19 protein-coding genes and 1 pseudogene are annotated in these 21,975 nt (G+C 55.9%); 10 read left to right on the top strand and 10 right to left on the bottom strand.

The window, feature by feature from the left end; genetic code table 11:
* Window positions 1–312: 312 nt before the first annotated feature.
* From eptB to EBA31_RS26255, 3 genes are all read right to left on the bottom strand, one after another.
* Window positions 313–2,007: a kdo(2)-lipid A phosphoethanolamine 7''-transferase gene (gene eptB / locus EBA31_RS26265; RefSeq protein ID WP_122080538.1), complete on the bottom strand. Its 1,695-nt coding sequence runs from the start codon at window positions 2,005–2,007 to the stop codon at window positions 313–315.
* 223 nt (window positions 2,008–2,230) lie between these two features.
* A complete protein-coding gene (locus tag EBA31_RS26260) occupies window positions 2,231–2,656 on the bottom strand; it encodes an organic hydroperoxide resistance protein (RefSeq protein ID WP_004934114.1) in 426 nt (141 codons plus the stop codon).
* Window positions 2,657–2,813: 157 nt separating this feature from the next.
* Window positions 2,814–3,278 (bottom strand): MarR family winged helix-turn-helix transcriptional regulator, encoded by a 465-nt coding sequence (locus EBA31_RS26255; protein ID WP_020824719.1) that lies wholly within the window; start codon window positions 3,276–3,278, stop codon window positions 2,814–2,816.
* Window positions 3,279–3,390: 112 nt separating this feature from the next.
* On the opposite strand from EBA31_RS26255, the gene EBA31_RS26250 reads away from it, so the two are divergent.
* The gene (locus tag EBA31_RS26250; protein ID WP_041415142.1) at window positions 3,391–3,990 is read left to right on the top strand and encodes an HD domain-containing protein; all 600 of its coding nucleotides are present in this window, start codon (window positions 3,391–3,393) and stop codon (window positions 3,988–3,990) included.
* A 3-nt stretch (window positions 3,991–3,993) separates the two neighbouring features.
* On the opposite strand, the gene EBA31_RS26245 is transcribed toward EBA31_RS26250, so the two are convergent.
* From EBA31_RS26245 to EBA31_RS26230, 4 genes are all read right to left on the bottom strand, one after another.
* A complete protein-coding gene (locus tag EBA31_RS26245) occupies window positions 3,994–5,388 on the bottom strand; it encodes a carbohydrate porin (protein WP_122080537.1) in 1,395 nt (464 codons plus the stop codon).
* A 128-nt stretch (window positions 5,389–5,516) separates the two neighbouring features.
* Window positions 5,517–6,920 carry a glycoside hydrolase family 1 protein gene (locus EBA31_RS26240; RefSeq protein WP_115057938.1) on the bottom strand — a complete coding sequence of 468 codons (1,404 nt, stop codon included), beginning with the start codon at window positions 6,918–6,920 and terminating at the stop codon, window positions 5,517–5,519.
* 14 nt (window positions 6,921–6,934) lie between these two features.
* Entirely contained in the window at window positions 6,935–8,797 is a 1,863-nt protein-coding gene (gene bglF / locus EBA31_RS26235; protein ID WP_122080536.1) for a PTS beta-glucoside transporter subunit IIABC, read from the bottom strand.
* A gap of 262 nt (window positions 8,798–9,059) precedes the next feature.
* Entirely contained in the window at window positions 9,060–9,818 is a 759-nt protein-coding gene (locus EBA31_RS26230) for an SDR family NAD(P)-dependent oxidoreductase (RefSeq protein ID WP_046374774.1), read from the bottom strand.
* Between the two features lie 114 nt (window positions 9,819–9,932).
* On the opposite strand from EBA31_RS26230, the gene EBA31_RS26225 reads away from it, so the two are divergent.
* Window positions 9,933–10,796, top strand: coding sequence for a LysR family transcriptional regulator (locus EBA31_RS26225; protein ID WP_122080535.1), 864 nt, complete (start codon window positions 9,933–9,935; stop codon window positions 10,794–10,796).
* A gap of 91 nt (window positions 10,797–10,887) precedes the next feature.
* Window positions 10,888–11,637 (top strand): NAD(P)-dependent oxidoreductase, encoded by a 750-nt coding sequence (locus EBA31_RS26220; RefSeq protein WP_122080534.1) that lies wholly within the window; start codon window positions 10,888–10,890, stop codon window positions 11,635–11,637.
* Here EBA31_RS26220 and EBA31_RS26215 read toward each other — a convergent pair.
* Window positions 11,634–13,082, bottom strand: a complete 1,449-nt coding sequence (locus tag EBA31_RS26215; RefSeq protein ID WP_122080533.1) for a carboxylesterase — start codon at window positions 13,080–13,082, stop codon at window positions 11,634–11,636. The two genes, EBA31_RS26220 and EBA31_RS26215, sit on opposite strands and share 4 nt — an antisense overlap.
* A 322-nt stretch (window positions 13,083–13,404) precedes the next feature.
* On the opposite strand from EBA31_RS26215, the gene EBA31_RS26210 reads away from it, so the two are divergent.
* The 5 genes from EBA31_RS26210 (at window position 13,405) to EBA31_RS26190 (ending at window position 18,732) form a co-directional block, all read left to right on the top strand.
* Complete coding sequence (locus EBA31_RS26210; RefSeq protein ID WP_122080532.1) at window positions 13,405–14,418, top strand: TRAP transporter substrate-binding protein; 1,014 nt, start codon at window positions 13,405–13,407, stop codon at window positions 14,416–14,418.
* Window positions 14,419–14,441: 23 nt separating this feature from the next.
* Window positions 14,442–16,313, top strand: coding sequence for a TRAP transporter large permease subunit (locus tag EBA31_RS26205; RefSeq protein ID WP_122080531.1), 1,872 nt, complete (start codon window positions 14,442–14,444; stop codon window positions 16,311–16,313).
* Between the two features lie 24 nt (window positions 16,314–16,337).
* Window positions 16,338–17,099 carry an SDR family NAD(P)-dependent oxidoreductase gene (locus EBA31_RS26200; RefSeq protein WP_122080530.1) on the top strand — a complete coding sequence of 254 codons (762 nt, stop codon included), beginning with the start codon at window positions 16,338–16,340 and terminating at the stop codon, window positions 17,097–17,099.
* A 68-nt stretch (window positions 17,100–17,167) separates the two neighbouring features.
* Window positions 17,168–18,205, top strand: a complete 1,038-nt coding sequence (locus EBA31_RS26195; protein ID WP_122080529.1) for a LacI family DNA-binding transcriptional regulator — start codon at window positions 17,168–17,170, stop codon at window positions 18,203–18,205.
* 104 nt (window positions 18,206–18,309) lie between these two features.
* Window positions 18,310–18,732 carry an HIT family protein gene (locus EBA31_RS26190; RefSeq protein WP_020824705.1) on the top strand — a complete coding sequence of 141 codons (423 nt, stop codon included), beginning with the start codon at window positions 18,310–18,312 and terminating at the stop codon, window positions 18,730–18,732.
* A 36-nt stretch (window positions 18,733–18,768) separates the two neighbouring features.
* Here the strand turns inward: EBA31_RS26190 and EBA31_RS26185 are convergent, their stop codons facing one another.
* Window positions 18,769–19,005 (bottom strand): DUF4282 domain-containing protein, encoded by a 237-nt coding sequence (locus tag EBA31_RS26185; protein WP_020824704.1) that lies wholly within the window; start codon window positions 19,003–19,005, stop codon window positions 18,769–18,771.
* A gap of 144 nt (window positions 19,006–19,149) precedes the next feature.
* Between EBA31_RS26185 and EBA31_RS26180 the strand changes: the two genes are divergently transcribed.
* Complete coding sequence (locus EBA31_RS26180) at window positions 19,150–19,737, top strand: histidine phosphatase family protein (protein WP_122080528.1); 588 nt, start codon at window positions 19,150–19,152, stop codon at window positions 19,735–19,737.
* A 384-nt stretch (window positions 19,738–20,121) separates the two neighbouring features.
* On the top strand, window positions 20,122–20,757 hold the full coding sequence (locus EBA31_RS26175; RefSeq protein ID WP_122080527.1) for an acyl-homoserine-lactone synthase: 636 nt from the start codon (window positions 20,122–20,124) through the stop codon (window positions 20,755–20,757).
* Here the strand turns inward: EBA31_RS26175 and EBA31_RS26170 are convergent.
* Window positions 20,726–21,474, bottom strand: a pseudogene (locus tag EBA31_RS26170) (LuxR family transcriptional regulator). The gene EBA31_RS26175 and the pseudogene EBA31_RS26170 overlap by 32 nt on opposite strands.
* Window positions 21,475–21,975 lie beyond the last annotated feature (501 nt).

The raw sequence follows: 21,975 nt of genomic DNA, 5'->3' as shown, positions 1-21,975 counted from the left end.
TTGCAGCTAGGCGCACAGCTCGTTCATCCCCAGGTATTGTAGGGGCGCCGCATGCTGCGCCCGCATTAATCGGGATGAATTTATTCGCCCCCTACAGTAACTGGGGTGAACGACAAATCTGTCGGGAACAGATTTGAACGCTGCTTGCAGCAGCCCCGAAGGGGCAAGACCCACGGACGGGTCTTGTAAGCAGGTAACAACGCTGCAAGTTGAAAGATGACGGGTATATACCGCAAGCCTGAGCCGGATTAATTGATGAAGGGAAGGTATTAACAGATTTTACCGGGCGCAGTGCGCCCGGTATTGCAGAGGTTACAACTGTGCCGCCGGCGTTTTTTCCTGCGGAACATTGCACCAGTTGTTTTTCGCCACGATGCCGCCGTTCGGCGAGGTATATCCGAGGCAGCCGAGAATGGTATCGAACAGCTCTACATGACGGTGGGTTTTACCCACGCGCTGTTGGGCCTGAAGTTGTTCAAACGCCCCGCGATGCTGAGGATCTTCCAGGAATTTATCGGATGCCCATACCATCATCGGTACGCGGAACTGCTCCGGCGGTGCCATTTCACGCGGCGTACCGTGCAGGTGCGAATTCTCGCCGATAGATTCGCCGTGATCGGACGAATAGAACACAATTGCCTTCTTCTCACGCACCTGATCAATCACGTTGGCGATAAAGCTGTCGGTATACAACACAGAGTTATCGAAGGCGTTAACCAGCTGCTCTTTAGAACAGAAATTGTCGACGCCGGTACACTCCGGTTGGTAGCGCGCGTAGCTGCGTGGATAACGCTGTGAATAGAGGTAATGCGAACCTTTGGTGTGCAGGATCACCATGTGCTTGCCCTGCGGATAGCGGGCCAGCGACTCTTTCATTTCGTCCACCAACAGCATGTCGTCAACCGATTTACCGTCATTGCGTTTCTCGGAGGCGATCATTTCGCGGAACGAATAGTTGTTCACTTCGGTATTGTTATAGAACCAGACCTCGCTCTGCATGGCGAACAGCTCCGAGGTGAAGCCCAGATCCTTCAGCACTGCAAACACGTTCTGCTCTTTCAACGTACGCTGTGGGTTGTCCGAGGTACCGCCTTCGCGCACGAACATGCAGCGCAGAGAAAGTTTGGTCGAGGTATCGCAGGATTCACCGCGGAACGCCACCAGGTTTTTCTCTTTGGACAGGCGTGGCGTGGTGTCACGGTCGTAACCCAGTATCCCCATGTGATCCCAGCGCGTGGTTTCACCGATAATAAACACCACGTAGGTATCATCGATATCGGCCGGCGGCACATAGGTAAAGTTCTTGGCCGGGTCGAACAAATTGGCCTGATCCTGGCTTTCGTCATACCGGGTATAAGCAAACAGCCCCAGCGCAGACAGCCAGTTGGATGGCAAATAGGAGTGCGCCACTACGCCACCGTAGCTCGGCAAATCCACATTGGTGATTTTTTCCTGCGCGCTCTGTTCGCTGTCCAACATACGCAGCGGCAACCACACCAGCGCCACCACCGCCACCAACACCACCAGCGGTTTCACCCGGTGCCCTGGGGTTTTCAGCTGTTCGATCAGCGTGTAGCGCAGGTTGTTTTTCCAAATGCACAGCAGCGGCAAGGCGCTGAGCGCCAGCATCCATAATACAAAGTGCAAGCCGACCACTTCTTTTGACAGGTCGATATCCGTGGTCATGACCGAGACCACAATGCCGTAGCCAATCACCACGTTGAAGAACGTCATGTAATAGCTGGCGGCAACGGAAATCAGCACCAGTAGCGAAGCAACGATACGGTAAAACAGCCGGCCACCAAGCGAGACCAGCCGCATGATAAAGAAGGTAAACAGCACGATAGCGATAACCTCGGTTACCGCAGAAATAACCTTAATCCCCTGGATGCCGTGCGAAAACGAATCAAAGCGACGATAGAAAACGGAAAGGTTTAAAAAGATGCCGATATAAATCGCTAACAATAACGATAAATTCTGCTGTGAAAGCGATTTAACTTTGTTCATGTAACGCGGTGGCTCCGGACGGTAACGGTTCTGAATCAGTCAGACATTCAATGCGGCTTCAGGTTCAGCCGATCGGCAATAAGCGCTATTTCGGGGGTAATAATCAAGAGAATTCTCAAGAAACGGATATTTTTTTTATTTTTGTGTGAAGTGTACAGGCGGGGCAGAACGAGAAAGGGAGGGATAATAACCCTCCCCTTTTTCCGTGACGTTGGCGAAAGTCTTACTTAACGTTAAGCGTTACATCAATATTGCCGCGGGTAGCATTGGAATAAGGGCAGACCACGTGGGCTTTTTTCACCAGGTCTTCCGCCACGCTGCGCTCGATACCCGGCAGGCTGATATCCAGTTGCACTTCGATACCGAAACCGTTGGGGATTTCACCGATGCCGACGGTGCCATCAATTTTGGCTTCGGCAGGAATTTTCACCTTTTCTTTCGCCGCAACAAACTTCAGCGCGCCGAGGAAACAGGCCGAGTAACCGGCAGCAAACAGCTGTTCTGGGTTAGTGACTTCACCGCCCGCACCACCCATTTCTTTCGGCACGCCCAGTTTGACATCCAACACGCCGTCGGATGAGGTCGCACGGCCATCGCGGCCACCGGTTGCTGTGGCATGAGCGCGGTAAACAACTTTTTCAATCGACATAAATCATTCCTTCTTTTGGTTGGAGGCATCATATCGGATCCAGTTGGCTGAACCCGATCACAAGTCTATCTTTCACGATTAAATCGCGCACTACTTAAATTACCCACTTATTTCAGTGTAGCGCAGGATCGCCGATCCTGCGTCTGGCAGCCGTTCTTCAAATCTGATCTATCAGCTTGCCGCGCAGCTTTTCGAGCTGCTGCTTGATATTAACGATTTCATCGAGGCTGCAATCGGTAGCGCACATCACGGCTTCCGGCACCGCCTGCGCTTTTTCACGCAGCGCGCGCCCGGCGTCGGTTAATGCGATAATCACCTGTCGCTCGTCGGTCGTGGCGCGGTAACGCAACAACAGCCCTGCCGTCTCGAGCCGCTTCAACAGCGGCGTCAGCGTGGCGGAATCAAGAAACAGCCGCTCGCCGATGTCCGAAACCGTGATTTCGTCACGCTCCCACAGCACCAGCATCACCAAATATTGCGGATAGGTGAGATCAAGCTGGCTCAGCAGTTTGCGATACACCTTGTGCAACGCCAGATTGGCGGAGTACAGGGCAAAACACATCTGCTGATCGAGCAGCAGCAGGTTTTTCGCTACGGGGTGTTCGGGGTTTTTACTTTTCATGTTTTGAATATAGATAGCGCACGATGTAATCGCAAGCTATTTTTTAATCGGTATGCTACCTTTTTTAATGCAGGGGATGCCACAGCAGGGTGCTGTGCCGGAGGAAAAGGATATGACAACCACACTGGTAGAACGCGCACGCCGCTACGCCACCAAGGCGCATGCGGCTATCGATCAGCGCCGAAAATACACCAATGACCCCTACATCGTTCATCCGCAGGCGGTAATGGAAATCGTCAGCAGCGTGCCGCACAGCGAGGAAATGCTGGCTGCCGCCTGGCTGCACGACACGGTGGAAGACACGCCCACCACCCTCGGCGATATCGAGAGCCATTTTGGGCCAAAGGTGGCAGAACTGGTGGCAATGCTGACCAACGTCAGCGGCACCGGCGGCGGTAACCGCTTCGAACGTAAAAACCGCGATCGACGGCACAGCGCCAACGCTTCACCCCAGGCCAAAACCATCAAACTGGCCGATCTGATCGACAACACCCGTTCACTGCTGGAATTCGACAGCCATTTTGCGCGCACTTATTTGATAGAAAAACAGCGTCTGCTGGAAGTGCTGACCGAAGGCGACCCGACGCTGTGGCGCCAGGCCAACCATATCGTCGAGCAGGGTCTGGAAAAGCTGCTGTTGCCGCCGCATAACGTCCCGGCAAGCTGGTTCGAACATGCACGCCAGCGTTACCGGGAAAGCGATGCGGCGTAACCCTCAGAAGGTCACTACGGTTTTCAACGCCGTCACCCAGGCATCCTGCGTTTCACTTACGCCCCCCGGATGATGCCAGTATTGTAGGCCCGGCTGCAGCTGCAGCCAGGGGGTGACGTTGAAGCGATAGTAGAGTTCTGCCGTCACGGAATGTCCTGGCACCGGGCGGAAATTGGGATCGTTATACGCGGTGGCGTTGTTGAGTTGATTCAGGTAACGCTGATTATCCCGGTAATGGTCGCTCAACTTGACCATTGAAACGCCCAGGCCCAGCCAATCGTCCGGCCGCGCGTCAAACAATCCGCGGTAGCGAATACCGGTAGAGGTGGAGTAATGCATATAGTTGGAACGCGGATCGGCCAATCCCAGGCTGTAGAACAGGCTCAGACCCCGATTGGCATCATCCGGATGACGCGTTAGCTGTTGGTTAAAACCACTGTACAGGAACCAGGTGCGGTCATGGCTGCGATAGCCGTTTGGATCGCTCGCTCCCGGGCCGCCGGAGACCCCCTCATACAAATCTTGTTGCCGGGCATTGGTGAACAACACTCCCAGGTTATAAACCCCCGGCAACTGATTGACCGCATGGGTTTTCAGTTCCAGCTCCATCGGCAGCAACAGGCCTTTACTGCCTTTGGTCGACCAGCTCCAGGCGTGGCTGCGGCTTGGGGCACTTGGGTTCTGCTCCATCAGGCCGGTTTTGAAGGTCAACCCGTCGGTCAGTTTGTATTGCAGCGTGGTACCCCAGTAGTGGACGTTCCAGTTATACCAGGTCAATGAGTTGGCGGACTTGCCGCCGCACAGCGTCAGCGTCTGGAAGTCACAGGGAATGATCTGATCGAAATCCTGCACCTTGTTCATCATGCCGATACGCCATTGCAGCCGACGCTCCAGAAAACTGCGGCTAAAGGTCAGCCAGCCCAGCCGGGTGATCGACTGGCCACCGTAACTTTCCTGGGACAAATCGGTCGGATTAACGCGCGGATCCTGCAGGCGGTCGCGCGTCAGGTTGTTATCATGGTTGCGGTTAACGATATTGCCTTCAAGCGCCGCATCCGGAATGCCGGTCAGCGCCTGCAGGCCCTGGCTGAAGGTCAGCGAGAACTGATCGATATAGGACGCCTGCCTGTCGTGGTTATATCCACCGCCGGCGTTATAGGAAAGCTGGCTGAGATAACCCAGATTATAGTGAAAGCCATGATCTTCCAGGATCGGTCTGATCCCCAGCATGTCGCCCAACAACCCAGGTTGTGGCGGTTCGAACCCGAGCGCGACGCCTTGCCACTGGGCCGTTGGCGCCTCCACGTCTTTGGCGGTTTGCAAAGTTTCCGCCTGTGCGCCAACGCTGACCCACAGTAATCCTGCGCAGGTTATTGAGTGAGGTAATGGGTATTTCATTATTATATTTCTCCGCATATTACGCTGACTGCGGGCAACAGCATTCCCTGGGCGAGAATTCCCCAAACATTGGCAGCAGTAGATAAAGGTCATGACCCGGTGATTGCCACCGGGTTAATGGGTAAAACCTAGGCTTTTTCTTTCAGTGAGTTACCGTTGCTTTGAATCACGTCGCGATACCAGTAAAAACTCTTTTTGCGATGGCGCTCCAGGCTACCGTTACCGGCATCGTCGCGGTCGACATAAATAAAGCCGTAGCGTTTGGACATTTCGGCTTTAGAAGCGCTGACCAGATCGATTGGCCCCCAACTGGTGTAGCCCATCACTTCCACGCCGTCGTCGATCGCTTCCGCCACCTGCACCAGATGATCGTTGAGATAATCGATGCGGTAGTCGTCGTTGATACTGCCGTCGGCTTCGATACGGTCCTTGGCCCCCAACCCGTTCTCGACGATAAACAACGGCTTCTGATAGCGATCGTACAAGACGTTCAGCAAATAACGCAGGCCAACGGGGTCGATCTGCCAGCCCCACTCCGAACTGGCCAAATGCGGGTTAGGCACCATATTGAGAATGTTGGCGCGGGCGGCGTTGTTTTGCTGTTCGTCGGTGGTGACGCAGCCGCTCATGTAATAGCTGAAGGAGATAAAATCGATGGTCTCGCGCAGCGCCAGCCGGTCTTCGGCGGTGATCTCAATCTGAATGCCGTTTTCGCGGAAGTAGCGCTGCATATAGGCCGGATAGTCACCGCGGGCCTGCACGTCACCAAAGAACAGCCAGTCGCGGTTCTGGCGCTGAGTCTCCAGCACGTCCTCCGGTCGGCAGCTCAGCGGGTAAACAATACCGCCCAGCAGCATATTGCCGATTTTGCCGTCCGGCACGATTTCGTGGCAGGCTTTGACCGCCCTGGCGCTGGCCACCAGTTGATGATGAATGGCCTGGTAAATCTCGCTCTTGCTGCTGTCCTCTGCCAGGCCAACGCCGGTAAAGGGCGCATGCAGCGACATATTGATCTCGTTAAAGGTCAGCCAGTGCTTCACCTTGTGCTTATAGCGCTCGAACACCGTGCGTGCGTAGCGTTCAAAAAAGCCGATGGTCTTGCGGCTGCCCCAGCCGCCGTAGCGTTTCACCAGCCCATACGGCATCTCGTAGTGCGACAGCGTGATCAGCGGTTGAATGCCGTACTTCGCCATTTCGTCGAACAACCGGTCATAGAACGCCAACCCCGCCTCGTTCGGGGTGTCCTCATCGCCCTGCGGGAAAATCCGCGTCCAGGCGATGGAGGTTCGCAGGCACTTGAAGCCCATTTCAGCGAACAACGCGATGTCCTGCGGGTAACGATGATAAAAATCGATCGCCACGTCCTTGATGCCGCTGTCGCCGTCAACCCGTGGGACAATCGCGCCGAAAATGCCCTGCGGCTGCAAATCAGAGGTCGATAGGCCTTTGCCGTCGGTCTGATAAGCTCCTTCCACCTGATTGGCCGCTACCGCACCGCCCCACAGAAAATGGTCTGGAAATTTGCTGCTCATGGTTTTCTCCTCGGTTAACGTAATAAAGTCAGCAGCGGCGCCTGCTCCCGCACCCTGCTCTCGCCACTGGCCAACACCTCGACGTAGTCATCGCTGTTGCTGATGATGATCGGCGTAGTGGTGTCAAAACCGGCGGCGCGGATCGCTGCCTGGTCAAACTCAATCAGCAGATCGCCTGGCTTAACCCGATCCCCCTCTCGCACATAGGCGCTGAAATGCAGCCCGTCGAGCTTGACGGTATCTATACCGACGTGAATCAAGATCTCCGCACCGTCGTCCGATTCAATGCCGATGGCGTGCCGGGTTTTAAACAATGAGGCCACGTGCCCGGCGACCGGTGACACCACCCGGCCCTGCAATGGGACAATCGCTACCCCCTTGCCCAATAAACCGCTGGCGAAAGTCGCGTCGTTCACCTGCTCCAGCGGCAATACGTCACCGGCAATCGGGCTGACGACGGACTCTTTGCGGTTAAGCGGGGCTGCAGGCGCCTGCTCGGCGACCGCTTCAACGGGGACCACGCCGAACAGATAGCTGGCCACCGCCGCAAAGCAGAACGACAGCAAGGTACCGGCAATCGCGCCCCACACCGTGGCGTCAAAGCCACCGGCGGGAATAATCTGCGCAAAGGTGAAAACGTTCACCAGACCAAAGGAATAGGTGGCAGTGTGGAAATAACCGATCACCGCTCCGCCCAGCGCCCCCCCGATACAGCCGAAAATAAACGGCCGCTTGTTCGGCAGGGTCACGCCATAAACGGCGGGCTCGGTGATACCAAAAATCCCTGCGCCGATAGCAGAACCTGCCAGCGCCCGAAGTTTGGCGTCACGGGTACGCAACATCACGCCCAGCGTAGCCCCCACCTGCCCCATCACGGCCGGCAGCAGCAGCGGCACCATGGTGTCGCGACCAAACACGCTCAGGTTATTGATCATCAAGGGAACCAGTCCCCAGTGCAGGCCAAAGATCACGCACACTTGCCACATCGCGCCCATAAACGCCCCGGCAATAATCGGATTAAAGGCGTAAATACTCTGATAGCCATTGGCCAGCAGATGGCTGAGCCAGGTGGCCGCCGGGCCGATCAGCAGGAAAGTCAGCGGGACGGTGATCACCAGGCACAACAGCGGCGTAATAAAGTTGCGGACCGCGCTGTGGATCACCCGGTTAAACAGCGGCTCCAGGCGGCACGAAATCCAAGCGGCAAATATGATCGGAATGACCGACGAGCTGTAGTTGATAAAGGTCAGTGGGATACCGAAGAAATACTCCCGCACCGCATCGGGCTGCTGGGCGGTTTCAAACGCCGCCATCATCAGGGGGTGGGTCAAAGCACCGCCGATCGCCATGCTGATGAAGGGGTTACCGCCAAATTTTTTCCCAGCGGTGTAACCGAGCATGATGGGCAAAAAGTAAAACAGCGCATCACTGGCAGCAAACAGCATTTTAAAGGTGCCGCTGCTCTCCAGCAGCCAGCCGCAGGCCAGGCTCAATGCCAGGAAGCCTTTCAAGATCCCCGAAGCGGCCATCACCCCCAACAGCGGAGTAAAAATGCCGGAGACCACGTCGATAAAGCGGCTGAAAAGATTGTCTTTTTTGTCACCATCTTCCGCCACCGCCTCACGCTCGCTCAGGCCGCCCACCTGATTGACCGCGTTGTAGACGTCGGCCACGTGGTTGCCTACCACCACCTGAAACTGCCCGCCGCTTTCCACCACCATGATCACACCCGGATTTTTTTTCAGGGCGGCGGCGTCGGCACGGCGGCTGTCGCGCAGCTTGAAGCGCAGGCGAGTGGCGCAGTGCACCAGGCTTTTTACGTTGTCGCGGCCACCGACGCCGGCCAAAATCTCACTGGCTAATGCCTCATATTTCATCGCGATATCCTTCAATCCTGCGTTCTGCCAAATCCCACTCAGCGGTGGCCAATCGCCGCCACAGAATTCAGCGCAAAAAAAAACCTAAACCTCATGGCCTCTGCACCCACGAAGGGAACAGAAGCACGAGGTTTAGGTTTTGCCTGCCTGAGCAGTGACAACCCTAAATCGGCTGAGTTATGACGTTACCACCCGACTTTTTGTCGAGGCAAGAGCTTGCGACGGCAAATTACCGAACTGTGATCCGCCGTACAAAACGGCGTCAGTGAGCGAAATAGTGCATGCCGCCGTCTACCGGGATCACCGCACCGGTGATATATCGCGCGAGCGGGGAACAAAGAAACGCGGCCAGATAAGCCATGTCTTCCGGCTCGCCAAAATAGCCGATCGGGATATTCTGTTCGATAAATGCCAGGCGCGCGGCGTCGGTCGGGTGCAGTTTTTCACGCACCTGTTCGCTATTAATCCGCCCGGGCTGCAGCGTATTGACGGTAATGCCCTGCGCCGCCACCTCTCCCGCCAGCCCCTTGGCCCACAGATGCAATGCGCCTTTAGCGGCAGTGGCGGCGTTTAAACTACGCGGCTCCATCGAGCCACTGATGTTGATGATCCGGCCCCATCCCTGCGCCTGCATGCCGGGCAGCAGTGCGTGGGTGACCCGACGCGCCGGCGTGAAATTCAGGGCAAACGCCTCTTCCCAACCCGCGTCGCCTTCGTTCAGTGCGGTTGGACGAGCCCCACCGACGGCATTAATCACAATGTCTATCGTGCCGAAGCGTTGCTGCACCTGAGCAAGCAGGCTGTCGAGTGCTCCTGCATCGGTGATATCCGCCGCAATCACGTAAGGCCGTATGCCACCGCTTTTCGCGATCTCATCTGCCAGGGCCAGCAGGCGATCTTCACGACGGGCGGTAGCCACCACGGTAACGCCCTGCGCTGCAAATACCCTGACCATACCCGCACCAATTCCTTCACTGGCGCCGGTCACCAACGCGACGCGATCCTGCAGTTGCAAATTCATAAGATTACCTTATTTAATAATTCAATTTGGTTTCAAACATAACGGCATTGAATCACACCCCGCTCTGTGTGAATATTCCATAAATTTGCAACGATACTGTGCAGGAATTCACTGATGTTCGATTGGCAGGATTTAAAACACTTTGTGGTGCTGGCGCGTACCGGTTCATTGTCGGCAGCGGCGCGAGAGATGGGCTGTGATCACGCCACCGTGGGCCGCCGAGTCGCGGCACTGGAGAAAGCGCTCGGTCTGCGGCTGATCCTCCGCCTGCCGCGCAGCACACCGCTGACACAGGATGGCAAAATGATTGCCGGGCTGGCTGCCGAGATTGAAAACCAAAGCCACGCCATTGTCCGTCATGCGCGCGGCGCCGGCGAAACACCGCAAACCCAGGTGCGCATCAGTGCGCCACCGTCGGTTGCCGCACGGATTATCGCACCGCAAATTGCGCAGTTTCATCAGGCTTTTCCGCATATTACGTTGATATTATCCGGTGAATCGGCCATCGCCGAATTGGATCGGGGCGATGCCGAAGTGGCGGTGCGCATGGTGCGACCGCAACAACCGGACCTGCTGGTTCAGCGCATCGGCATGATGCGCTACGCACTGTACGCCACGCCGCAACACGCAGCCCTACCGGAAGCCGCACGGGCCTTTATCGCCTACGACCACCACTACCAACACCAGCCCCACCAGCAGTGGTTGCAGCTGCTGTTGCAGGGCCGCCCGGTGGTTTTTGAGGCCAGCGACCTGTTCTCGTTGCAAGAAGCCGCGCGTTCGGGGCTGGGAGCCGTAGTATTGCCGACGTTTGTCGCCGATAGCGACCCGGAATTGGTGGTATTGCCCACCGCCATCGCCGCGCCGACACGCGAACTGTGGCTGGTCACCTACCCCGATCTGGCGCGGTCTGTAGCTATACGCGCGGTGATGACTTTCTTGGCCGATATCATCGAAAAAAAATGCCCATTGGCGACATAAAACATCAGCTAAGCTAATTGATGCTGGACAAAAGTCACGCAGGGGATTATTACTGATCACCGCGTATTTGACTTTAGGGACTGCTGAGATCATGACTTTGCGTACTGAATTTGGACGAATTCTGATTACCGGCGCGGGCGGCCGGGTCGCTACCGCATTCCGCCAATCCGTCGGCAATCGCTATCAGCTGCGGCTGGCGGAAAGGGACGTCAGCCTGTTGCACAATCTGCAGCCGGACGACGAGATCATCAGCTTTGATATCGCCGATATCGAGGCCTGCCGGGCGGCCTGCGCCAATATCGATACCGTACTGCACCTGGCGGCCGATCCTTCCCCCGATGCCGACTTCTGCAATTCCTTGATGGATAACAATATCCTCGGCACCTTCAATATCTTTCGTGCGGCGAAAGACGCCGGTTGCAAACGCGTGGTGTTCGCCAGCAGCGCGCAGGCGGTGGAGGGCTATCCGTTGGATTACCAAATTCGACCGCAGGACGCGCCCAAGCCGAAAAATCTGTACGGGGTCAGCAAAGCGTTTGGCGAGGGCATCGCCGCCTACTTTGCCCATCAGGAGGGGCTGTCTTCGCTGTCGGTACGCATCGCCAACTTCACCACGTTGGAACGCGGTGAACAACTCAGCGCCCGTGATATGAGCGCCTTCCTCAGCCATCGCGACGCCGCCGATCTGCTCGAACGCTGCCTGCGCATTGAAGGCGTGCACCATGCGGTGGTGCACGGCGTTTCCAACAACCGCTATAAGCGCCTGTCGCTGGAGGAAACCACCCGCCTGCTCGGCTACTACCCGCAGGACGATGCCTTCAGCATCCTCGGTTTCGACTAAAGCTTGCTATCGATGCGCTGCAGCAGGTAAGGGAAAAACGGGTTAGAGGCAATGCGCATCAGCGAATCCAGATCGACCACCAGCACCGAACGTTCGCCACGCGCTGCCAGCGTACCCAGGCTGATACCGAACTCGCCGCGCTGAGCCGGGAAGCGGCCATAAAGCGAATCGCTCACCGGGAATGGCAGCGCCACGTGCGACAGCGAATAGATGTCCGCCGGATAGGTCATGCCCAGTGGCTGTACGCTTTGCGTCGTTTCTCCGGCCGCTGTCACACTGGCAATGGCTTCGCTACTCTCGGGCGAGGCGTTGGCAATCACCGTGGTTTGATAACGGCGCGGCGGCGCAGGCAACAGTTGGCTGACCGCCGCCGCCGCATTGGGTCGCAGCAAGGGCCCAAAGTTTACCGTACGATTGACGTCAAACAGCACCAGTTCGCTGCCGTTAGCCGGCAATTCATTATATAACGCGCGGATCACCGCCCGCGTACTGACGGTCGAATCCATTACCGACTGGAAGGTCAGCACCGGCGCCAATTTGTCCAGCTTGCCATCACGCGCTGCCCGAGCGATTTGCTGTTGCAGACCGTTGCTGAGCAGGTAAGACTGACGCGCGCCGTTCACTGGAAATGAATTGTATTTGAAGGGGTTAAACTCCGGCAGGACGCCGAGCCAGGCCGCTTTGGCAAACGCCGGAAACACCGCCGGCCAGCCGGCAATACCGGCGAAACGGGCAAAACTGGTCACGCCAATCATCGGTGAGATCAACACCAACCGCTGCGGCGCCGCCAACTGCGGATCGTCCAGCGCATCCAACGCATACTTCATCGCCAGCGCACCACCGTTGGAAAAGCCCACGATATGCAGCGGCTTGTCGCCTCCGGCCTTGCTGCGCGCCTCGCGCACGGCTAAACGCGTTGCCGCCAGCCAGTCGCGCCATTCAATATCGGTCAGTGCCCCCGGCACCGTACCGTGCGCCGGCAGGCGAATACCTACCGCCACATACCCCTGCTGCCGGTAGTTCTCAGCGATATGCCGCAGGCTATAAGGCGAATCTGTCAGGCCGTGCAGCAGCACCACCGCACCACGGGGTTCGCCCTGCGGCAGCAATTCGTAGGAGCGGTTCCAGTCGCGGGCAAAATGTTCCGGGTAGACCGGGCTGCCGTCAAAATAACGGTTGAGCGGAATACGTTCGCTGGCGGAGAGTTTGTCGGTGACGTTAACTTTCACCTCGTCAAATACCCGGCTCTCTGCGGCCAGATAGCCCTGCCAGTTGGTTTTATCCAGCTCGGCAGCCGACAACTCGTGCGGCACAAAAGTATGCCACGGCTCCAACGCAGGGCCGCGCTGAGTATCGTAAACCCGCACCGCAAACAGCGTGAGCATGACGGTGACGCCTACTATCGTCAGCCGTTTGGTCCATTTAATTATTGCCCTGGAAGGCATGCTCACTCCTGAATTCACGGTTATCCAGCAGCGATTATAGAAGCTAAATGCCCGTAGCGGCAGCCCGCCGATCGCGAATCTCAAGCGGCCTATTTTTAGAGGCTGCTCACAGAACGTGCATTTCCCGGCCTTTTTCACGGATAAAAATTGATCTGCCAACCGAATGTTTGTAGGTTTTCTGTAACGATACACTAAAACGTTACAGTTAAAGATTAAGACACAAAGTATCGTCCCGTTCCCCCCTGTCCCTACCGCATTGCCCAGCAGGGGAATCATCTTCACTACCAGCATCGCAGGCTGTCTGCGATCGGGAGCCAGGCTCATGAAATCAATGACATGTCGCTTAACGCCACGCCTGTTTATCACGTTGTTATTTATGCTGTTTACCCTGCCGCTGCGCGCCAATGCTGCCGAAGTCAGCCTGCGGGTTTATTCATCGTTACCCGACGATGGCTACTCCGCACACGCCATCTGGTTCAACCGCTTCAAGCAGAATTTGGAGCAGCGTCTGCCGGGTAAAATTGCCCTCAACTATTTCCCTAACGGCATGCTCGGAAAAGAAGCCGATGCGGTGCAGCAGGTGCGTATCGGCGCGATCGATATGATGATCTCCGGGACTTCTATCTGGGGCACGCTGGTGCCCGAAATCGGCGTGCTCGATCTGGGCTATCTGTTTAACGACAACCAACAGCTGGGTCAGGCGCTCGACGGTCAGGCAGGCCAGTTGCTGAGCGCCATGCTGGCCAAACAAAGCAACATCAAAGTGCTGGGCTACGGTTTCAGCCTAGGGGCACGCAACATTTACAGTAAAAAACCGCTGCAGTCGCCGCAGGATCTTAATCGGATGAAGGTGCGGGTGCTGCCGGCCCCCAATTTCATCGCCACGCTGAAAAGCATGGGCGCTACGGCAATCCCAATGCCCGGCGGTGAGGTTTACTCCGCACTGCAGATGGGGGTGATCGACGGCGTAGAACACGATGCCGCCACGGTGTACACCAGCAAGTATTACGAGATCGCCAAAAACGCCACGCTGACCCGTCATATCTATAACCCGATAGTGGCTACCATCAGCCAGGCGGCTTTCCAGCGCATTCCGCAAGACTTGCGTGACGAGGTGCTGGCCGCTGCCAACGAAGCCACCCTTTATGAACGCAAAATTGCGGCGGAAAAAGAAATTCAGGCCATGGAAAAACTGAAAGCCGCCGGCGTGATTTTCAGCGAAACCGACCGCAATTATTTCCGCCAGCAAGCCCTGCCGCTGCAGGCGGCGTTTACCGCCAAGTATCCACAGGCCAAAGCGGTGCTGGACGCCATTCATGCCGCAGCGCAGCCGTAACGCGCCCCGGCGGAGGATTTGCTATGACCCTTCCTGTAACCCTTGAAATGAGCGTGAAAAAAGTGGCTATCCTGACGCAGTTAAGCCGCGCCCTGACCCGCTTTACCGCCTGGGGCGGCGCACTGGCGCTGCTGGTGAACGTGGTGGTGGTATTCGCTTCGGTCGTCTGGCGCTACGCTCTACACAGCCCGATCGAATGGGCCGAAGAAGTGGCGCGTGCGCTGATGGTGACGCTGGTGTTCTTTGGCGTCGCCACCTCCACCGGGCGCGGCAGACACATTGGTGTCGATCTGTTTCTGCGCTGGCTACCGGAAGCCACCCGGCCGTATGTGATGCATGCCAGCCGCTGGGTTTTGGTGTTGGTGGCATTGGGGCTGACGGTATCCAGCTTTAGCCTGGTCGGCATTTCGCTGCCGCAGACCACCGAGCACGGCCTGCCGCAGGCAATTTTCGTGGTGCCGGTATTTATCGGTGCCGCGGTGATGTTGGTCAGCGCGCTCGACCACGCCTGCCAGGCGCCGCTGAAAGTGGTGTTAACCAGCGCCGCCGTCGTCGCGCTGTTGGGTGCCGCGGGCTACCTAAGCTTGCATACCGCAACCGGACTGGGCTCGCTGCCCGCCGCGCTGATGCTGGCCTGCTTTATTCTGGGCATTGTCTCCGGCGTACCGATCGCCTTTACCCTCGGCATGTCGGCGATGGTGTTTTTCCTCAGCGATCCATCGTTGCCGTTCGTGTTCTTTGCCCAGCAGGTCACCGCCGGTGTCGACCATTTCGTGCTGCTGGCGATCCCGTTCTTTCTGCTGGCGGGCGCGGTGATGGAAGTCAACGGCATGTCGTCACGGCTGGTAGAGCTGATCGTGCGCGGCATGGGGCGCTATCGCGGCGGCCTGAACATGACGACGATCTTGTCGATGGCGTTTTTCTCCGGCATTTCCGGTTCCAAACTGGCGGACGTCGCCACGGTCGGCGGCGTGCTGATGCCGGCGGTACGCCGGGCTCGCCAACCTGCCGAAGAGTCTGCCGGGGTATTCGCCGCTTCGGCCATTATGGCGGAGACCATTCCCCCCTGCGTCAACCTGATCGTCATGGGCTTTATCGCCAACATTTCGATTGGCGCCCTGTTTATCGCCGGGCTGATCCCGGCCCTGTGCCTGCTGATATTGCTGCTGATTGCCGCCGTGATATTCGGCAAACGCATCAACGTCGATGACGCCTATCCGGTACGGATGCCGACGCGCCAACTGCTGATCGGTGCCGCCGTCGGTCTGGTCATGATTTTGATGATCGGCAAGGGGGTGGTGGCCGGCATCGCCACCTCCACGGAGATCTCCGCCTTCGCGGTGGTCTACGCCATCGTGGTCGGGCGGTTGGCCTTTGGTGAGCTGACGCTGAAAGCTACCCTGAAGCTGTTTGTCGACACCGCTGCGCTGTCCGGCATGCTGCTGTTTATCGTCGCCTGTGCCACCAGTTTGTCCTTCGCTCTGACCATCGAGATGATCCCACAGCAGTGCGCACAGCTGCTGGTCGCCATCGGCGCAGACTACGGCCCGTGGCTGTTCCTGCTGCTGTCGATTGTCATCCTGATTATCTTCGGCGCAGTGCTGGAGGGCGCTCCGGCGCTGATTATCTTTGCGCCGATCCTGGTGCCTATCGCCACCCAGCTCGGCTTCAACCCGCTGCACTACGCCATTGTGATGATTCTGGCGATGGGTTTCGGCCTGTTTTCCCCGCCGATCGGCCTGGGGTTGTACACCACCTGCGCCATCTGCGGCGTTCCGATGCAGGACGTGATTAAACCTATGGCCAAATACCTGCTGATCGTGCTGTTCGGCATCATCGTTATCGCGCTATTCCCGGCGCTCTCCACCTGGTTGCCGACGCGGCTGGGCTACTGATTTTCTCAAGCAAGGAGTCACACCATGTTCTCTGATTTAACCGACAAACGCGTATTGATCACCGGTTCCACCGCCGGTATCGGGCTGGCGACCGCCGCCCTGTTCGCCCGGCACGGCGCCAAGGTAGGCATTAACGGCCTGCGCAGTGAGCCACCGGCAGAGATCGCCGCTTTCCCCGGTGAATGCGCATTCTTCTCGGCCGATCTGTCGCGCTCCGCCGGCTGTGAGGCATTGGTGGAAGCCTTTGTCGCCCGCTTTGGCGGCATCGATATATTGATCAACAACGCCGGTGGACTGGGCGGTCGCAACGGGCTGGAAGCGATAGACGACGAGTTTTTTGATCGAGTGATGGATTTGAACTGCCGCTCGGCGCTGATGGTGACCAAATTTGCTATCCCTCACCTGCGCGCTTCGGCTCGCGAGAACGGGACGACCGCCAGCGTCATCAGCACCGGCTCCATTGCTGCACGCGAAGGCGGCGGGATCGGCGCCGGGCTGTATGCCAGCGCCAAAGCCTGGCTGCACAATATCCACCGCAACTGGGTGAAGGAGTTCACCCAGGACAATATCCGTTTCAATATCGTGTCACCGGGCAGCATCGACACCGCCTTCCATCACGGCAAGAGCGACGAAGTGCTGGGTAAAATGCGCGCTTCCATTCCGATGGGCCGCTTTGGCCGCAGCGAAGAGGTGGCGCCCACCTACCTGTTCCTGGCCTCGCATAACTGCAGCGGCTATATCACCGGGCAAATTATCGACGTCAACGGCGGTCAACTCGCGCCCTAAGGGTCTGTGACTCACTTTCGGCCACGTGATAAAGTCGGGGTAATGGGTTAATGCAAAACGGGAATGTGATGGCGAATATACGTGATGTGGCACGTCATGCCGGGGTGTCGGTCAGTACGGTATCCAACGTGCTGAACGGCCGAGTCGATCAGATGCGCAAGGATACGCTGGCCCGTATTGAACAGGCGATGGCGGCGCTGCAATACCAGCCAAACCGCGCCGCGCAGCAGCTTAAAACCGGGCAGGTCAAAATGCTGGGCCTGCTGGTACCGTCCATCGTCAACCCCAGCTTCGCTGCGCTGGTGCGCGAAATTGAGCTGGCGGCCAAGCAAAACTATGGTTATCAGGTGTTGCTGGGCGATACCCATCGCCAACAGGAAGAAGAGATCCGTTTTCTCGACGATCTGCTGGCGTTAGGCATTCGCGGCGTAGTAGTTGCCTCCACGTTTTACGATCGCCCCCATTTTCGCGATGCCCTGAAACGCGGCCTGGTGATGATTAACTACGACGAGCGCACCCTGGCCGCCCCTGGCGAGGCGGCGCTGCCGATCGACAGCGTGTCGATGGATAATTGCGCCGCCGGCAGCATGGCGGCACAGCATCTGATAGCCCAAGGCTGCCGCCGTATCGCCTTCGCTACCGCTTCCGGCATGACCAGCAGCCGCGCCAACAAAATTGCCGGTTACCGGCAGGCACTGGAAAACGCAGGGCTGCCGGCCTGGGTGATCGAAGGCAAGGCGCAGTTCGCCTACGGCGATGCTGAAATGGCCGAGTTGGGCAAGACGCTGGCCGAACAAATTTGCCAGAGTGCCCCCCGGCCGGACGGCATTGTGGCGCTGAACGACATGTTGGCCATCGGCATGATTTCTGCCTTCCAGCGGCTTGGTGTGCGGGTGCCCGAGGATATTTCAGTTGTCGGCATCGATAACATGTTCCTGTCCGAGCTGTTTAACCCGGCGCTTAGCTCAGTGGCGCCGCCGCTGCGCGAGATGGCGGTGAAAATCGTCGATCGGCTGATTGGTCGGCTGGAAAACCCTGAATTGCCGGTGGAGGAATTTTTATTCGCGCCTAGCCTGGTGCGCCGTCAGTCGGTCATTAACACGTAACCTCCTGCGGGGCTACGGCTCCGCTCTCTTCCATACTGAATCCATGCTGCGCTAATGCGCGGCGGGAGCTTCGCTGCGCCCAAAACCGCGGCGGGAGAATAAAAATGAACAATGAATCCTGCGTTTACTGCCATCCAACCAATGAAATCCTGCTGTGGCAAAACCCGCTGTGCCGGGCCATTTTCATTGCCGACAGCCCTTTCCCCGGCTGGTGTCGGGTGGTCTGGCATGAGCATATCGCCGAACTGAGCGATTTGCGTGACGATCAGCGCAACAGCATCATGACCGTGGTCGCTCAGGTTGAAGCGCAACTACGGCAATTGCTGACGCCGGCGAAGATCAATATCGCCAGCCTGGGCACCGCACTGCCCCATTTGCATTGGCATATCATCCCGCGCTACCTCGACGACTCACATTTCCCGGAGCCGGTCTGGAGCCAGGCGCTACGCTCGCCAACGGCGAGAACCGTGCCGGAGAATTTTATTGAATTAATGAGGGAACGGCTGGCGATAACGCTGGGGGAATAACAAAACGCCGGGCATGGCCCGGCGTTTACTACTTAATTAAGGCTTTTCGGCAATCTTGCGCAGGTACTCATTATTTTTAAACGCAATGATGATCATTTCGAAGCAAACGCGGGTGAACACGCCGCCGATAATGATCGCAAACAGGCCGCGGAAGAACTCACCGTAGAACATCGACCCAATCCCGCCAACAATGATGCCCAGCAGGCACAGCCAGTACACGCCGGTGATGATTTTCGGCGTCAGCATCGCATCAAAAAAGAAAATGTTTTTCATTGTAAATCCTTCCTTAGGTCAGTATTTAATTATCCCAGAGGCACCGCATCAGCGCGGCATGCCTTGTTGTCACGCCAGTTATGATAGCGAGTAACGTGACGAAAAGCGCTCAGAAATCAGCAGGCCATTACATAAGGGTTGAGGATGTTTAACAAAATCGGCAACAAAATCCTGGGCGGTTTAGCGGCGTTGCTGCTGCTCAGCCAAAGCGCACTGGCACAGGAAACGCTGATCTTCGTGCGGCACGGGGAGAAACCCGCCAACGACAGCGGGCAGTTAACCTGCAAAGGGCTCAATCGCGCGCTGGCACTGCCGGACGTGCTACTGGACCGCTATGGCAAACCTGATTTTATCTTTGCCGCCGGGCCCAAAGAGAATAAGACCGGCAGTTCGCTGCGAGCGCTGTCGACCATTATGCCCACCGCGGTACGTGTCGGACTGCCGATCGGCATTCAATTCCACGCCGATGACATCGCCGGGCTGCAGCAGGAGCTGCTCAGCGATAAGTACCAAAACTCGCGCATCTTCATCGCCTGGGAGCACAAGAATCTCGATAAGGCAGTGAAGAACATCGTTGCCGCGCGCGGCGGCGACGCCAGTTTGGTGCCCGAATGGCCAGGCAGCGACTTCGACAGCATTTTTGTGGTCACGCTGGATCAGGGCAAGGTTTCGTTCCGACAAGAACGTGAGGGGTTGACTCAGTTGGCGGAGAGCTGCCCTTCCGCGGGGTAACTAAGATGGCAAGCAGACTCTTTGAAGGCTTGATCGCGAGGCTTATTATAATTATGCCCATTTGGAAATAATGAGTTATTACCCGTTTAGGATCATTTTTAACTACTTAAGGACGGGTGATTTATTGATTTGGCATAGCTCAATAATTATTAGCCTGTGCCCTCTGTTCCAAGATTTACCCCATGTCTGCCAAATCCATAAACAGTGCCTTATGATTTACTTGGGAGTAACGTCATTGTGAAAGGCAAAAATTTCATCACCAAAGTTGTTTTTTATCTCCCGATATGACCTTGTTTTCATCAGCTAGCTTAAAATTTTTGTAGAATACTCGCAGACTGTTTGAAATACGTAATATATTTACGCCAATAATAAAAGGGTCATGGAATGCTTGAATTATTTGATGTCAGCTACGAAGAGCTGAAAACGACACACTCGAGCGAGCTTTACCGGCTGAGAAAAAAAACCTTCAGTGACCGACTAGGTTGGGACGTAGCATGTAACCTTGATATGGAGTTCGATGAGTTTGATAACTCCGGCACGCGCTATATTCTCGGCTTGTGCAACGGACAATTGGTCTGCAGCGTGCGTTTCACCGCACTGAGCCAGCCCAACATGATAACCCACACATTCCGCGCCTGTTTTGACAGCGTTAAGCTCCCTGTAGAAGGGGTCGAATCAAGCCGTTTTTTTGTCGACAAAGCTCATGCTCGGCGGTTGCTAGGCGAGCGGTACCCAGTCAGTCAAGCCCTGTTTCTGGCCATGATTAATTGGGCTTTGCACCATAAGTACAATGCTATTCATACCATCGTAAGCCGAGCGATGCTTAGGATCCTTAAGCGCTCCGGATGGCAAATCCGTGTACTCAAAGAAGCCTTCCTCAGCGAACACGAGCGTATTTACCTGGTGGTACTCCCAACTGAGCCAGAGGACCAGAACCAAATGGCGTCAGGAATTATCTCCGGGCTTAATTGTCCAGCGGTTACCGTTATTACCTGGCCGCTGTCGCTGCCGGAGTTATAAGTTCCAGCTCAACGCCCAGTCGGATAGCCTGCCGGGCGTTACTAACACCTAACTTGACCACAATATTACCCATATGAAACTTCACCGTACTAACCGAAATAGTCGCTATGGCGGCAATCTCTCCGTATGTTTTTCCCATACTGGCCCAATACAGCACCTCATTTTCCCGTGGAGTAAAAATGGGTTTATCCGTGTCTGCCTGATGCTTATGGCCAGTAGATGAAGCGGAGCCGGCGAGACGATACATCTGTTCATTAATGTCGATCAGCAACATCTGCATGGCCCCACGATCAGATGAGAGTCTTTTTTCCAGCTCCCCTTGTCCGTTGGTGGCAATAATGACAGACAACAACGCCAGGTTGTTCATATGGTCATGCAGCACAAAGGTAAATCCGTTAACGATGTTGTACCGCTTGGAAAGGGAAAAAATTTTGGTGAACTTCAAATCTGACATGAGAGTGATATTTTCGTCCCATGCAAAGGGCGAAGTGCGTTTGAATGCTGTCAGTATCACCGGGTCAGTGAGTTGGAAATTATTGGTGCGGTAGAGGTCTACCCATTCGTCAGGATAACTGGAAATAATAAGCACATCTGACGGATTTTTTTTCTAACAACAGTATAAGCGTATTCCGGGCTACCGAGTGGAGACAGCTTTCTGTCGATATGATCCCGGAGCGTTTCCGTTATTGTTTGATTTTCATTGAAGATAGAAAACATACAGGCTCCGTGGCGGTCAGACTTTCCCTTTGGTGATCGAACCTGAACTTAAGTTTAGGTATAGATGGTACTTAAGTACAACTTACGGATTTGGAACCGCAACATATAATGAGTCTCGTTAGGCACTGGAAAAAAAACCTGACCTGTACGGTCAGGTAGCCAACACAGCCAACACCAGGGAAAAATTTCCGGTCAGACAGGGTATACGAAAAATCACTGCTGACCGGGATCCTTACTTTAACACTGCTAATTTATCCTTTCAAATTCATCTGCGCTGACGCTGTTGACCAGCCCCTGTTTGACTAGACGATCAGCGTCAGTGCAAAGAATGGTGTTCGCCAGAGATAACGTCTTTGAGCCGAGTCCACTGCGCTATTTTAATTTATTATATATTGGACTATTTTATAAACACCCCAACCATTTAATAATAATCAATTAAGATTACTCATCAACATATATATAAATAAAATAGTGCAATGAAAATGATATAAATTATTTATA

Source organism: Serratia sp. P2ACOL2 (assembly GCF_003691565.1).
Classification (GTDB): Bacteria; Pseudomonadota; Gammaproteobacteria; order Enterobacterales; family Enterobacteriaceae; genus Serratia; species Serratia liquefaciens.
Note: the sequence above shows the minus strand (reverse complement) of the source record. Positions and strands in the feature narration are given on the sequence as shown.